The sequence below is a fragment of the Selenomonas sp. ND2010 genome (assembly GCF_000702005.1).
Classification (GTDB): domain Bacteria; phylum Bacillota; class Negativicutes; order Selenomonadales; family Selenomonadaceae; genus Selenomonas_A.
Window position 1 is genome coordinate 19074 of the sequence record NZ_JNKI01000002.1, and the last position, 14487, is coordinate 33560.

Sequence of the window (14487 nt, forward strand, 5' to 3'; positions counted from 1 at the left end):
TACGAGTGTAAAATAAACTGATGGATATTGAATGTAGTCTTGATAAGATACTATTCGCAGATGGAAGTTGTGGATAATTAGTATAGTCCTACGATATGTTATTGGTGAAATATTATGATTATATGTGATGATAATTCTAAAAAAGAATATTTTGAGGATATAGTAAATGTTTGTTCATATGCTAAAGAATTACTTGAAAAGGAAAAATATGATGAAGCAATCAAAGTGGTGATGTCTAAAATAAGAATAGTCGAAAAATATAAAACCGCTGGCAAAAAAGAGTGTTTTTGTTTCGATGAATTATTCGAATATGAAATGTATATTCATCATAAAAATGATGATGACATTATTTGGGTGAAAGAACCTGTAAAAGATTTATATGATTTGTATGTGCATTTGATAGAAAGTATTAATCAAAACGAGGATGAAATAAATGAATGTGTTAATGATATGATTAGTGCACTGAAAGCAGCGTTGCGCTGGAATCCTTGTTCTGCTGAATTGAGATTTGAACTTTTCAAAGTGCTGCTCTTATTAAAAAAAGATATCGTAGCTGCAAGTGTGGTATTAAAAGAAGCATATTCTTATATCTATCGTCTTAAACCTATGATGCAGTTTTATAGATGTTTGGGATGGAAGTTTCGTATAGAAGAAAATTGGGATGCTGCGATGCTTTGTACACAAATGAGTATGACTTTTGCTGATGATTATGGCTTAGCACTGTCTGAAGAACTTATGGAAGAAATATATATGGAATGTGGAAAAATGATTGAGTGGCCGGAAGATAATGAAGAAAGAGTTAACGTATGGAAGCAAATTATGAATAAATATGATATTCCAGAATTTGAACCAGATAGTAATGTACTGAAGTTAGCAAAGAAATGTTGGATTAATTCGCAAAATGATAGAAATAAGGAGGATGAGATCTACTATAGTGAAATATATAATGATTTAAATAGAATGAATTGCATATAATTACCCCGGATATTCAGAACCTAATCTTTGCCGTGTTTATCCTGTGGATTTTGGAGATTTACATGTATCAGGATTTGTTACTGGTGATAATTGGTAAAGTCAATATATTTGTTATGACTAATGATTTTGATGTCATATGGATTGGTTCGAACAGTTGACTTCATTATATGAGTGTAATATTGTAATATGAGTTTGTAAAGTTTGCCACAAACGTCTGATTTTCTATTGACTTTTATTGTTGCGCATTGCATACTTAATTACGCAATAAGGCGTAAAATGGAAATATCGCGTAATAAGAAAAGCGGAACGACAGGAGAAGAATGAATGATAAAATTTAAATGGAACAAAGTTCATCGCCCTGATTAAACACCAATTATCAGAGACGTAGAGATTGAAGCGTTAGTTGAGGAATTAATGAGGGATTATAAGCCGAAACTGCTAGAGTCCCCTATGCCTGTGAATCCTGAGCATTTTGCTGAATCATATTTGGGGATTGACATTGACTATCAGCGTATAGCTTCACTGGATAACAATGTTGTGGGAGCAATGGTATTTAACGATGAATGCTTGCCAGTATACGGAGAGGATGGGGAAATGCATCTAATCCGAGTTCCGGCAAATACGATGGTAATCCATGAAGATACGGCTAATGAAGATAGGCTGCATAGATTTATGCGCTTTATACATGAATGTGGTCATGCCTGGATGCATGGAAGAGTGTATCGAAGGAATGCAGCGCAGCTATCTCTTTTTGAAAACACAAACAATAATAGGCAGATGGTAAGATGTTTCCGTAGTTTACTTACGTATAGCAAGCGGTTTTTAGTTACGGAAGAGGATTTCCGTGAGCATCAGGCTAATAATTGGCACGGGGGTAAAGGCTCGTGCCGTTTTCTGTTGTCATTTAAATTTTTTTCGGAAGGGGTATTGACTTGAAGTTCACTCAAGGGTATAGACTTACAAACATCAGCTGAACGAAAGATGTTTGTTAGGTAAAGTAAGGAGTAAATTCATGTATTTAGAGAAAGTCAATAGTCCTCAGGATATTAAAGGTTTTTCTGCAGAGCAGTGCAAGACACTGGCGCAGGAAATGCGGGATGCCATGCTGAAGCGGGCCAGCGTCCATGGTGGTCACTTCGGCCCGGACTTTGGCATTGTGGAGGCGGTCATTGCCCTGCATACGGTGTTTGACTCGCCCAAGGATAAATTTGTCTTTGACATTTCCCATCAGGCCTATCCTCATAAGATGCTGACGGGCCGCAAGGATGCCTATCTTTATGAGGAGCACTATGATGATGTGTCCGGCTACACCAACCCCGAGGAAAGTGAGCATGATATGTTCAATGTGGGGCACACCTCCACATCCATCAGTCTAGCAACTGGTCTGGCCAAAGCTCGTGACCTTAAGGGGGATAAGGAGAACGTCATTGCCATCATCGGCGATGGTTCCATGAGTGGCGGCGAGGCTTTGGAAGGACTGGATACGGCCGGGGAGATGGACTCCAATCTGATTATTGTGTTCAACGATAATGACCAGAGCATTGCCGAGGTTCATGGCGGCATGTATAAGGGCTTCAAAGAGTTGCGCGATACCAACGGTAAGTCAGAGCGTAATCTGTTCAAGGCGATGGGGCTTGATTACCGGTTCGTCGCTGACGGTAATGATACGGAAGCACTGATAGCTGCTTTTGAAGAGGTTAAGGATATTGACCATCCGGTGGTACTGCATATCGTCACCCAGAAGGGCAAGGGCTATAAGCTGGCGGAGGAAAACAAGGAAGACTGGCATTGGCATATGCCCTTTGATATCGAAACGGGGGAAGTCAAGCAGGCGTTTGTTGATCCCTATGCGGAGCAGACTGCCCAGACCTTCCTGCGGCTGGCCAAAGAGGATGAGAAATTCATCGCCATTTCGGCTGCTACCCCTGCCAGCATGAATCTTACGCCGGAACGGCGCAAGGAACTGGGCATCCACTATTTGGATGTAGGCATTGCCGAGGAACAGGCTGTGGCCATGGCGTCTGGTTTGGCGCGCAACGGTGCCCATCCGGTATTTGGCGATTATGCTTCTTTCTTCCAGCGCACCTATGACCAGCTGGCGCAGGATGTCTGTGTCAACAACAGCCCCGCAACCTTTTTGGTATTCTGGGCCTCCATGTACGGCATGAATGATGTGACGCATTTGGGCTTTTACGATATTCCCATGATGAGCAATATCCCGAATCTCGTGTATCTGGCACCGACTTCTCCGGAAGAATATCAGGCTATGCTGGACTGGGCTATCCCACAGGAAAAATATCCCGTGGCTATCCGCGTTCCCCATGCCATGGTGGGCAGCTCCAAGCGTCCGGTGCGCAAGTCTTATGACGAACTCAATCGGTACGAAGTGGTGAAGGAAGGCAGCCATGTAGCCCTGATCGGCTTGGGCAATTTCTATAATCTGGCGGAAGAAGCTGCGGCTAAACTCCAAGAACAGGGCATCGAGGCCACGCTGATCAATCCGCTGTTTATCACCGGACAGGATAAGGAATTGCTGGAAAAACTGAAGGAGAACCATGAACTGGTGGCAACCTTGGAAGATGGTGTGCTGGATGGCGGTTTCGGCGAAAAGATTGCCCGCTTCTACGGTGCAGACAAAATGAAGGTATTGAACTTTGGTTTGGCGAAGAAGTTCTATGACCGCTATGACTATAATGCCCTGGCTAAAGAAAACCACCTTACGGCAGAGCAGATTGCAGAGGATATTCTGGCTAAACTGTAAGAATATCCAGCGCAGGTGGCAAAAAATGTGTGGAAGCCTGTGATAACGATTTTTGACCAGTCAATTGACTGGTCAAAAATTTTACGCAGTATATTGACATGGTGTCATTATGACATTATAATACAAAGTGTCAATAAAAGTTACATTGTGTCATTTTACTGCGACGGAGGAATATAGATGCCAAAGATATCGGAAGAAGAGATGCTGGCACGGCGGGAAAGTATTGTCGATGCCTGTGCCAAACTATATGAGACGATGAGTTTCAAGGACATCACCCTGAAGGAAGTTGGGAAGGTCACGACCTTCAACCGCACTGCCATCTACAACTATTTCAACACCAAGGAGGAAATTTTCCTGGCGCTGATGCAGCGGGAGTATGAATTATGGGTGGCAGATCTGGAGGGCATGATGGCAGCGCATGATACTATGAGCCGGGAAGAACTGGCCTCTGCGCTGGCACATTCACTGGAGAAACGGCAGCGTCTGCTGAAACTTCTGTCCATGAATCACTTTGATATGGAGGAGAACAGCCGTCATGAGAATCTGGTAGAATTCAAGAAAGCTTATGGTGCTTCCATCAAGGCGGTGCATCGTTGTCTGGATCAGTATTGTCCGGAGATGAGCGAGGAGGAAAAGACGAGCTTTCTTTATGCCTATTTTCCTTTTATGTATGGCATCTATCCCTATGTGATGGTGACCGACAAGCAGCGGCAGGCCATGGAGGAGGCCGATGTAGGTTTTTGTTACTATTCGATTTACGAAATCACCTACAACTGCCTGAGCAAGCTTCTGGGTGTGGATAAGAGCGTGTAAAGAGCATCTGTTGGAAATTTATGTTTAGGAGACGAATCAAATGAAAGTTTTGGTAATGCATGGCAGCAAGCGCAAGAACGGCAATACGGGGCTGCTGGCCAGTGAGTTTATCCGTGGTGCCGAAGAGGCGGGCCATCAGGTGGAGCGGGTAGAGTTGGGGGATATGCAGTTCGGTGACTGTCTGGGCTGCATGGCCTGCTGGAAAAATCCCGGCAAATGCGTGCAGAAGGACGATATGACGGCGGTGCTGGAAAAATTCGGGCAGGCAGATGCAATCGTTTTTGCTTCTCCCATGTATTTCTTTTCCTGGACCAGCCTGATGAAGCGTGGCATTGACAGACTGTATCCTTATATGACCATCGCCAAGGATAAGACTTTCTACCTGATTACAGCAGGCGGCGTACCCGAAGCGAAGCTATTTGACAATATGCTGCAGGATTTCCAGAAATATGTGGAATGCTTCAATATGCATGGGGGCGAGAATAACCGCAATGGCGGCTATATCCTGGGCAAGGGCGCACTGGCTCCGGGAAATGTAAAGGAAAGTGTTGCCATGCAGGAAGCCTATGAAATAGGGAAGAATCTCGGCAAAAACTAAAGGATGAAGCCGGTTTTTCATGTTTTAGGAGCTATAGGATAATGAAAAGACGCGATTTCGTGCCCCATTGCGGCTCCTTCCTGCCCTATATGAAGCAGCGGGCAAAAGCCATGTTTGCCATGTTTGCCATGCTTGCCGGGATGAAGATGATGGAGCCGGTGGATATGGAAAAAAGCATGGGCAATCTCTATTTTGACCTAGCCGGAGATCCCATGCCCGATGCGCTGGATATGCTATTGAAGATCACGGATCAGGAGCATATCCTGTATGGCAGTGATTATCCCTATGTACCAGCGCCAGTGTTGCTCCAGAAGAAAGCGGCTTTGGACAGGGAACTTGCCCAGCGTGAATGGCTGGAACAGATATATTGTCAAAATTCGCAAAAATCAATTTCTTAATAGAGAAAATTTTTTACTTTTAATATTGACATGGTGTCATTTAGAGAATATGATACAATCATCAAATAAAAAGTTACACGGTGTCATTTAAAGCGCGAGAGGAGCATATATAATGAGTGAGAAGAAAATGCCGAAAATAGCTTTGGGGGCCTGGTCCTGGGGGGCTGGTGCAGTTGGCGGTGATCAGGTGTTTGGCAATCGTCTGGAAAAGGAAGATTTGCAGCCGATTTTTGACGCGGCCATGCAGAATGGACTGATAGGGGGATAAGGTTATGTTTATCATCAATCAGACACTTAAAGCAGACAAAATCCCTGCAGGTAAGGGGGAAGAACTCTTTAAGCAGCATGTGGCATGGTTCACCAGGCATTTTGAGGCAGGAAATTTTATTCTGGTTGGGCCTTATGCCGATAAGGAAATGGCAGGCATCATGATCTCTCCGGCTGAATCCAAGGAGGCGGTGGAGAAGATTCTGCAGGAAGATGTGTATTATGCAGATGGCCTCGCTGACTATGAAGTCCGGTCTTTCACCGCAGGCAAGGTAGCAGCAAATTTTGCTGAATTTGCAGGCCAGTGAAATCCGATAAGCTCTCTGTCGCGAAAGGTTCAGACCGCGTGAGACAGAGTTTTTTTTTAATAATGCTTGACCTGAAGTTCACTTCAAGTGTTAAGGTAGAAATAACCGGATATCATCGGGTAGGAAGGAGAGTCGCGTGAAGGGAAAGAAAATCTTGGCCGCAGCAATAGCTGCAGGCATGATCATGACAAATTTTACATTTATGGAGGCAGCTATGGCACAGACGAAAAAAGCAGTAAAGATTACACAGACCGCAGGCAGAACGCAATTAGGGGAATTTGCCCCGGATTTTGCCCGCTATAATGATGATATTCTCTTTGGAGAGGTATGGTCAAAAAATGATGTCCTGTCCCTGCATGACCGTAGCATCGTGACGGTTTCGGCATTGGTGGCCAGCGGCATGACGGACAGCTCTTTGAAATATCATCTGCAGTCGGCGAAGAAGAACGGCGTTACCCGTGAGGAAATGGCTGAGGTCATCACCCAGCTGGGGTTCTATGCGGGCTGGCCCAAGGCCTGGGCGGCGTTCAATCTGGCTAAGGAAGTCTATAACGAGCCAGCTACCCAGAAGACAGAGACCAAAGGAAGCGATCCTATGGATTTGGAAACCATCAAAGAAACCAGCCTGTTCCCCGTTGGCGGTGAAAATGTCAACTATGCCCAGTATTTTGATGGCAAAAGCTATCTCCATATGGTTTCCCTCGACCAGGTAGTGATTGGCAATGTGACCTTTGAGCCGGGCTGCCGCAACCATTGGCATATCCATCATGCCGACAAAGGCGGCGGGCAGATGCTGCTGGTCACTGCCGGCCGTGGCTGGTATCAGGAATGGGGCAAGCCTGCTCAGGAATTGAAGGTGGGAGATGTCGTGCATATCCCCGCAGGTGTCAAGCACTGGCATGGCGCCGCCAAGGACTCCGCCTTCCAGCATATCGCCATCGAGGTGCCGGGCGAAAATACTTCCAATGAGTGGTGTGAGCCGGTGGAGGAAAAGGAGTATAACAAATTGCCGTAAATGGATATGAATGGTTGAGAAAGGAGCAAAACGCATGAAGAAATTATGGATTGCCTGCTTGTCCATGCTGATGGTACTGGGGCTGATGGGTTGCGGCACGGATAATGGCAAGGCCGAGGAAAAGACACCGCCAGCGAAAACGGTGGCCCAGGCAGCTGATAATAATGCAACGGGAGATAAGATTTTAGTCGCGTATTTTTCCGCGACGGGCAACACGAAGCAACTGGCGGAGAACACCGCCAAGGCGCTGGGCGCAGATTTGTATGAAATTCGGCCGGAATCCCCCTATACGGCCGAAGACCTGAATTACAATGACGAAACCACCAGAGCCACGGTGGAGCAGAAGAACGACAGCGCCCGCCCTAAGCTGGCCGATAAGAATGCTCCTATTGCGGGCTACAAGACCATCATCCTGGCCTATCCCATCTGGTGGGCCCAGGCTCCCCGCATCATGGATACCTTCGTGGAAAGCTATGACTTTACAGGCAAGAATATGACGGCTATCTGCACCTCCGGTGGCAGTGATATTGGCAGCAGTGCAGATTACCTGGCCAGGATTACTAAAGGCAAGGCCAACTGGAAACCGGGCAAGTTATTCAGCTCGCAGGCTGGGGCCGATGAAATCAAAGCCTGGTACAATGGTTTAGGTTTCTAAATGGCATATCATCAAGAAATTTATGAGCAGTATAGATTGGCTGGGGGGATTGTGTAATGAAGGAAAAAATGACCCGCAGGAATTTTGTAAAGCTGGCAGGTATGGCCGTTGCTATAGCTGCTTTGCCAGGGTGTGCGACCTTTGCCGCTGATGAAAAAGGTGCAGGAGCAAATGAGCCGTTGGGGAAGGCGAAAGTCGCTGGTACCGGCGGGGAGTACTATCTTCCCTATAGGGAGCGGCAAGGGGCAGAGCCGGTGGTTTATTTTACCCGCGACCTGTCGGCGGCCGGACTGCTGAAAATCTATGACAAGGTGAAGGATAAGCTGGGCGGCAAGGTGGCTGTCAAACTGCACACGGGTGAGCCCCATGGCCCCAATATTATTCCCCGCCACTGGGTGAAAGATTTGCTGCAGAACCGCCTATCGGAGGGCACCATCATCGAAACCAACACCTATTATGGCGGTGGCCGTGATACCACCGAGAAACACCGGGAGACACTGAAGACCAATGGCTGGACGGATTTCACCACGGTGGATATCATCGATGCAGAAGGTACGGCCATGTTGCCGGTGCCAAATGGCAAGTGGTTCACAGAGATGTCCGTGGGCAAGGATATGCTGAAGTACGACTCGCTTTTGACCTTGACGCATTTCAAAGGGCATGCTATGGGCGGTTTTGGCGGCTCCAATAAAAATCTCGGCATTGGCTGTGCGGATGGAAAAATCGGTAAGAAGATGATTCATGCCGGAGAAAGCGGTTCCCAGTGGGGTGTGACTAATGAGGAGTTCATGGAGCGCATGACAGAATCCACTCAGGCAACGGTCACGCATTTCAAGGACAAGATTGCCTTCATCAATGTGATGCGCAATATGAGTGTGGATTGTGACTGCGCCGGTACCTCGGCTCAGCCTGTCGTCACGCCGGATATTGGCATTGTGGCCTCCCTGGATATCCTGGCTGCGGACCAGGCTTGTGTGGACTGTGTCTACGCCCTGCCGGAGGAAAGCAAGCATGATTTGGTGGAGCGCATGGAATCCCGTCATAGCATGCGCCAACTGACCTATATGAAGGAAATGGGCATGGGCAATGACCGCTATCAGCTGATTGACCTTGATAATGGCGACAAAGTGATCACGGCTGCCGAAGCCGTAAAGGATATCAAGGGAACCTGGGGAACAGGCCAAGCTTGACTTAAAGTTCACTCGAAGTGTTAGAGTGGATTTTAGCAGGAAAAATTTATTATTTAAGCAGGAAGGTAAGGGAAAATGGACGTATATAAAGAACGGGCTTTGTATGGCAAAACGGGGGTACAACTGATTGCTTGCCGTTTTGATGGTCCAGCAGATGGGGAAAGCGCGCTGAAGGAGAGCCGCGACATTGAGTTTCAGGACTGCTTTTTCAATCTGCGCTATCCCTTTTGGCATGCGCAGAACGTGACCGTCAGGGACAGCATCAAGAATCCAAAGTCCGGTACAATCAAAGTGATGGGCGTGAAGGAAATCATTAGGGATGATGTGGATGCCAAAGGCCGCATCGTTCTTGCCGAAGAATCTCATTGCGCCTGAGGGAGTGTAGGCCTATGAATTACCGGAGCATAAATCGGCGCATGGCCGTAACGGCGCTTTTGCCGTTGCTGTTTGTGCTGACCATGAGTTTTCACTATATCCCCAAGCTGCTGCATGAAACCATAGGCGTAGTCTGGTTCCTGCTGGCAGGCGTTCATCTCTATCAGAATCGTCACTGGCTGAAAAGCTTGCGGCAGGGCAAATGGAATTTTCGGCGGGCTTTGGGCACGGTCATTGATATATTGCTGATTGCCGTGGTGCTGGTGACTGTGTTTGCCGGTCTTGGCATATCCAACTTCCTGCTGAAAGATATCATGCCGCTGGAAATCCAGCGCAGCATTGTCATTCATCAGTATCATGTGTCCCTGCCCTATGCCCTGTTGATTTTATGCGGCCTCCATTGGGGGCTGCATTTCAAAGGCTGGCTGGGGCAGTGGCAAAAGGTCTTTGACTGGAAACTGTCTGCTGTGGCTAAACGGGCAGTTGTGGCAGCTTTGAGTCTGGCGGCGCTCAGTGCAGGGATTTATGCGTCCTTCCTGAACCGCATCGGCGACCGCCTGCTGATGAAACATATCTTTGCCACGGCAGCCACCAACGAACCGGCGGTCATCTATGTACTGCTGCTCTGTGGAACTATCGGACTCTATGTTTTGCTGGGAGCCGCATTGCAGCGCTATCTAAAAGCATGAACATTTGATATGGGAGGTAATCACATGAGTAAGAAATTAGTTGCCTATTTTTCCGCTAGCGGTGTAACGGCAAAGGCTGCCAAGAACCTTGCCGAGGCGGCTGGGGCAGATTTATTTGAAATCAAGCCGGAAGTGCCCTATACCCAGGCTGATTTGGATTGGCATGATAAAAATTCCCGCAGCTCCGTGGAGATGCGGGATAGTAAATCTCGTCCGCAGATTGCGGCAGGTGATGCCAGGATTGCGGACTATGATGTGATATTTGTGGGCTTTCCCATCTGGTGGTATGTGGCGCCCACCATCATTAACACATTCCTGGAAAGCTATGATTTTGCCGGCAAGACCATTATTCTCTTCGCCACCTCCGGCGGCAGCGGCTTTGGCAAGGCCGTGGAAGGACTGAAAGGAAGCGTGGCAGACAGTACCGCTATCCGGGAAGGCAAGCTGCTGAATGGGAATCCTTCGGTTGCTGACCTTAAAAACTGGGTGGAGAGCTTATAAGCGTGACAAGCATCAGGCAATGTGCATGAAATATGTGCATTGCCTTTTGTCGTTGGGGAGGCAGGTAATTGGACGGTGAAAATTGAATTATACAATCGGAAGATGGAGTTCAAAAGCGTATAAGTGGAATAGGAGCGTGGTGGATATGAGGAAATTTTTTCGCATGAGAGCAAAACTGGCTTTATCATTGGCATGTATGCTATGTTTTACGGCCTCCACGACTATGGCAGAAGAGAAGGTGATTCCCTATCCGGCTGGGCTTGATACGGTTACAGAAGGTGCTTCATCTGCCCCAGCCGAAATAAATCATAAGAATTCACCGTATTTTACAAAAATGGATTTCTACAACATGGAAAGTATCCCGGGACGCCGTATTGTACTTTCCCACTATAAGACCTATCAACAGGCAAGAGAGTATACCTGTGGCCCAGCAGCTGCCTTGACCGTGCTTTATTGGTATGGGAACAGGGATTATGATGAAATGAGCTTGACAAAGGCTATGAAAACCCAGGGGTATCCGATCGGTACCGGGCTTAGAAATATGGTTGAATTCTTTAAAGGAATCGGTTGGGAAGTGCACAGCAGTCTGAATAGCGATAAACTTAGCCGCTATGAGGATTTCCGTACCTTTATCCTGGAGTCGCTGGCTCATGGGAAACCGGTGTTGGTGGAAAATATAGAGTGGGGCGGTCATTGGCGGGCTATTATTGGCTATGACAACATGGGCACGAAGTCAATGCTGGATGATATGCTCATTTTTGCAGATCCTTACGATACTTGTGACCATAAACAGGATGGATACACAGCTGGTAATGCTACAAAATTCTACTCCATGTGGTTTGACCATTCTATGTTGCCTGAGAAGGAGCGTTATCAGCCCTGGATTATAGCTTATCCGAAGAAATAAAATACTTATTGCCAGCTCTTCCAAATATCCGGCTCATAGCCCAAGGTGGAATCTTTGCCGTTTCGCACGACAGGGGTTTTTATAACCTGCTGGTTCTCAAGAATTGTTTCCAGCTTGTCCGCCATATAGTTGACACGGGCTAGTGCATCCTTGTCCTTGCACTCTGGATTGATCATGCCATCGATTTCACCATGGGCCTTGGCTACGGACTGAAACTCGCCTTTGCTCATGCCCTTGTCCAGAATATCGATAAACTGGAATTTTATTCCGCGTTCTTTGAAGAATCGCTGTGCTTTCTTGGTATCGTTACATTTCTTGGTGCCGAAAATCTGGATATTCATCATTTTCCCTCTTTCATGATTTTGTTATAAATGGCCTGGGTGGTTTTGGGCCGCAGTAAGGTCAAATCCTCTGTCTGGGCCAGCTGGCTGAGGATTGTTTCCACAAAGACCTGCATATTGGGGCTCATGCCAATACCGTCAGCACACTTATTTTGCCACCATTCGTATTCTGCCTGAAAGGTGAACTTATCCCGCCCATAGGCTTTACCTGCTCCCAGACAGTCGCAAATCAATTCTACGGCATATTTGTATGGCATATCCTGGGGATAGGCGCCATGGTCAAAATTATCCCACCAAGCCTCATAATGATGAAGATTTCGCCCATGATGATGAATCCAAGCCATGGAAAGGCCGTTATTTTTCTGCTTGCAGATTTTTATGGGAGAAACCTTGCCGTTGTAGTATTTTACGCTTTCCACAAACTCCATGGGCGAGAATTTTGACCAGTCATGCATAAATCCCTGCCAAGGGATTCCCGCAATACAGCAAAAGCGAAATACCCAGTATTTATGGCGAAGGATCATCCAGGTATGACCACAGACTCGTTTTATCAGATGCACAAGCAAAGCCTCCAACTTTTGATACTAATTCTGAATCAAGTATAAGGTGGTTTTTTTGTAACGTCAAATGTCATAATGGATTATCGCAAAAATAAAGCCAGCAATAAGGCAGATATCTCAATCTGTGCTTATTGCTGGCTTTTCCGATTGAATCGGTGCAAATATTACTGTTCTACTACAGCATCGCCTGCGGTATATTCCTCCAAGGAGTTTTCCCGCACCTGAATGCAGATGAAGCTGATGCCTTCATTGGCAGCCGCAGAGAATTGACGCCGCGCAGCCGGAGCAATGCGCAGCCAATCGCCAGCTGCGAGTTCTACGGTCTGCCCGTCAATCACAGCTGTGCCCTTACCGGCCGTGACGAAGTAAATCTCCTCGTTTTTCTTGTGGTAGTGTACAAAGGGAACACCGGCTCCGGCGGGCAGGTTGTTGACGCTGATTTCTGCCCCCGTCAGATTCAATTTGTCATGCAGCTCAGTTCTCGCATCGCTGGCCACAGTGATTTTGTTAAAATTTGCCATTTGATTTTCCTTCAATGAGTTTGTGTTGTAATGATATCGATTACAATAAGATAATAGCATTGCATTGATGTAATGTCAATGGTTACAATAAAAAATCTTGCGGCACATGATTTCCTCATTGTCATAGGCTGATGGGGGATTTTGGTTGACATTTTATAGATGATGTAATATCGTATGGTACAACGACTACATAACGGAGGTTTTTTCATGCAGTTTTCGTTTCGTCTGCCGGTAGCGACACATATATTGCTTTGTATCGAGCGGTTCAAGGATGAGTACAAGACCACTTCCACCTTTTTGGCCAGCAGTGTCAATGTCAATCCGGTTATCATCCGCAAAACATTGGGCCAGCTCAAGGCTGACGGACTAGTGGATGTGGCAGCAGGTGTCGGTGGGGCCAAACTCACAAAAAGCCCGCAAGACATCACGTTGTGGGATGTCTTCCAGGCTGTGGAAGAGGACGAGGATCTATTTCATTTTCAGGAGAACCCCAATCCGAAGTGCCCGGTGGGCAGGAATATCCATGGGGTGCTAGGGGACAGGCTCGAAGAGGTCAGACAGCACATGCTGGCCGATTTCAAGAAAGTAACCATTGCCGATTTATTGGCGTCTATCGAGGCGAAAGAAGCAGAGTGAGAAAATGCATGACATCTGGAATCCATGGCATGGCTGCAGGAAAATCAGTCCTGGCTGTGCCAACTGCTATATGTATACGCTGGATAAGCAAAGAGGGAAAGATGGCGCGGTCATTTATCGTACGGACAATTTTTCCTATCCTTTGCAGAAAGACCGCTACGGCAGTTATAAGGTAAAGAGCGGCGAGCTTATCCGCGTGTGCATGACTTCGGATTTTTTTCTGGAAGAGGCGGACAAATGGCGGGACGAGGCATGGGAAATCATGCGGCAGAGGCCGGATGTCATTTTCTATCTGCTGACCAAGCGCCCGGAACGGGTGGCGGACTGTCTGCCCCGGGACTTTGGCAGCGGCTGGGAGAATATCTGGTTCAATGTCACCTGCGAGAATCAAAAAATGACCGATAAAAGATTACCCTTGCTTAGGGATTTGCCCTTCAAGCACAAAGGTGTTATGTGCGCTCCCTTGATTGGCGCCGTAAGTTTGAAGCCCTATCTAGAGGATGGTTTCATAGAGCAGGTTATCTGCGGCGGCGAAAACTATGAAGGGTCACGGCCTTGCAATTATGATTGGGTCCTGGCTTTGCATGAAGAGTGTCAGGCAGCCAATGTCTCCTTTTCCTTCATCGAAATAGGTTCGTATTTTATTAAGGACGGCAAGCATTATCGCTTGAACAGCAAGCAGAAACAGGCGGAGCAGGCATTTAAGGCAGGTTTGAATTTTAAGGGCAAGCCCATGCATTTTGACCTGCGGTATGCCATTGGCATTCCGGTAACGTCAGAGGATTGCTATAGAGCCGCTTATGACGGTCCGCATTGCCATGCCTGTGGCAGCAGATTGATCTGTAATGGCTGCAGCCATTGCGGCAAATGTGGGTAATGATTATTATCGATCGGCGATAGCCAGCGGCATATCGGTAAAAAGCCAGTTTAATGCCGCTGGCTTTTTTCGGTTATTTTGACAAGTCAAATTGACTTGT

The 14487-nt window shown here is 47.0% G+C and carries 20 protein-coding genes; 17 read left to right on the forward strand and 3 right to left on the reverse strand.

All coding sequences use genetic code 11. The annotated features are described in order from the left end of the window. Positions 1–114 precede the first annotated feature (114 nt). The 15 genes from T504_RS0101645 to T504_RS0101710 all read left to right on the forward strand — a co-directional run bounded on the left by T504_RS0101645 (position 115) and on the right by T504_RS0101710 (position 11452). The gene (locus T504_RS0101645) at positions 115–975 is read left to right on the forward strand and encodes a hypothetical protein (protein ID WP_033169329.1); all 861 of its coding nucleotides are present in this window, start codon (positions 115–117) and stop codon (positions 973–975) included. 414 nt (positions 976–1389) lie between these two features. Further along, a complete protein-coding gene (locus tag T504_RS14725; protein ID WP_033169330.1) occupies positions 1390–1911 on the forward strand; it encodes a hypothetical protein in 522 nt (173 codons plus the stop codon). Between the two features lie 76 nt (positions 1912–1987). After that, entirely contained in the window at positions 1988–3736 is a 1749-nt protein-coding gene (locus T504_RS0101655; RefSeq protein WP_033169331.1) for a 1-deoxy-D-xylulose-5-phosphate synthase, read from the forward strand. A gap of 177 nt (positions 3737–3913) precedes the next feature. Further along, complete coding sequence (locus tag T504_RS0101660; RefSeq protein WP_033169332.1) at positions 3914–4549, forward strand: TetR/AcrR family transcriptional regulator; 636 nt, start codon at positions 3914–3916, stop codon at positions 4547–4549. A 40-nt stretch (positions 4550–4589) separates the two neighbouring features. After that, positions 4590–5147 carry a flavodoxin family protein gene (locus T504_RS0101665; protein ID WP_033169333.1) on the forward strand — a complete coding sequence of 186 codons (558 nt, stop codon included), beginning with the start codon at positions 4590–4592 and terminating at the stop codon, positions 5145–5147. 41 nt (positions 5148–5188) lie between these two features. Continuing rightward, positions 5189–5545 (forward strand): amidohydrolase family protein, encoded by a 357-nt coding sequence (locus tag T504_RS0101670; RefSeq protein WP_051635137.1) that lies wholly within the window; start codon positions 5189–5191, stop codon positions 5543–5545. 112 nt (positions 5546–5657) lie between these two features. Further along, positions 5658–5813, forward strand: a complete 156-nt coding sequence (locus tag T504_RS14510; protein WP_197018661.1) for a hypothetical protein — start codon at positions 5658–5660, stop codon at positions 5811–5813. Positions 5814–5817: 4 nt separating this feature from the next. Continuing rightward, entirely contained in the window at positions 5818–6120 is a 303-nt protein-coding gene (locus tag T504_RS0101675) for a YciI family protein (protein WP_033169334.1), read from the forward strand. A gap of 184 nt (positions 6121–6304) precedes the next feature. After that, positions 6305–7135, forward strand: coding sequence for a carboxymuconolactone decarboxylase family protein (locus T504_RS0101680; protein WP_197018666.1), 831 nt, complete (start codon positions 6305–6307; stop codon positions 7133–7135). Between the two features lie 34 nt (positions 7136–7169). Then, positions 7170–7790, forward strand: coding sequence for a flavodoxin (locus tag T504_RS0101685; protein ID WP_033169510.1), 621 nt, complete (start codon positions 7170–7172; stop codon positions 7788–7790). 56 nt (positions 7791–7846) lie between these two features. After that, positions 7847–8980: a DUF362 domain-containing protein gene (locus T504_RS0101690; protein WP_033169335.1), complete on the forward strand. Its 1134-nt coding sequence runs from the start codon at positions 7847–7849 to the stop codon at positions 8978–8980. 75 nt (positions 8981–9055) lie between these two features. Further along, positions 9056–9355, forward strand: coding sequence for a DUF3737 family protein (locus tag T504_RS0101695; RefSeq protein WP_033169336.1), 300 nt, complete (start codon positions 9056–9058; stop codon positions 9353–9355). A gap of 14 nt (positions 9356–9369) precedes the next feature. Continuing rightward, complete coding sequence (locus T504_RS0101700; protein ID WP_033169337.1) at positions 9370–10044, forward strand: hypothetical protein; 675 nt, start codon at positions 9370–9372, stop codon at positions 10042–10044. A 24-nt stretch (positions 10045–10068) separates the two neighbouring features. Next, positions 10069–10545 carry a flavodoxin gene (locus tag T504_RS0101705; RefSeq protein ID WP_033169338.1) on the forward strand — a complete coding sequence of 159 codons (477 nt, stop codon included), beginning with the start codon at positions 10069–10071 and terminating at the stop codon, positions 10543–10545. 145 nt (positions 10546–10690) lie between these two features. Continuing rightward, positions 10691–11452 (forward strand): C39 family peptidase, encoded by a 762-nt coding sequence (locus T504_RS0101710; protein WP_033169339.1) that lies wholly within the window; start codon positions 10691–10693, stop codon positions 11450–11452. Between the two features lie 5 nt (positions 11453–11457). Here T504_RS0101710 and T504_RS0101715 read toward each other — a convergent pair whose 3' ends face one another. The 3 genes from T504_RS0101715 to T504_RS0101725 form a co-directional block, all read right to left on the reverse strand. Continuing rightward, positions 11458–11793 (reverse strand): arsenate reductase family protein, encoded by a 336-nt coding sequence (locus T504_RS0101715; protein ID WP_033169340.1) that lies wholly within the window; start codon positions 11791–11793, stop codon positions 11458–11460. Beyond that, the gene (locus T504_RS0101720) at positions 11793–12353 is read right to left on the reverse strand and encodes a DUF5662 family protein (protein ID WP_173662996.1); all 561 of its coding nucleotides are present in this window, start codon (positions 12351–12353) and stop codon (positions 11793–11795) included. Before T504_RS0101720 ends, T504_RS0101715 begins: the two co-directional genes overlap by 1 nt. 164 nt (positions 12354–12517) lie before the next feature. After that, positions 12518–12874 carry a cupin domain-containing protein gene (locus T504_RS0101725; protein ID WP_033169341.1) on the reverse strand — a complete coding sequence of 119 codons (357 nt, stop codon included), beginning with the start codon at positions 12872–12874 and terminating at the stop codon, positions 12518–12520. 207 nt (positions 12875–13081) lie between these two features. Here T504_RS0101725 and T504_RS0101730 point away from each other — a divergent pair, with 207 nt between their 5' ends. Beyond that, a complete protein-coding gene (locus T504_RS0101730; protein WP_033169342.1) occupies positions 13082–13510 on the forward strand; it encodes an Rrf2 family transcriptional regulator in 429 nt (142 codons plus the stop codon). 4 nt (positions 13511–13514) lie between these two features. Next, on the forward strand, positions 13515–14387 hold the full coding sequence (locus T504_RS0101735; RefSeq protein ID WP_072022687.1) for a DUF5131 family protein: 873 nt from the start codon (positions 13515–13517) through the stop codon (positions 14385–14387). The last annotated feature ends 100 nt before the right edge of the window (positions 14388–14487 follow it).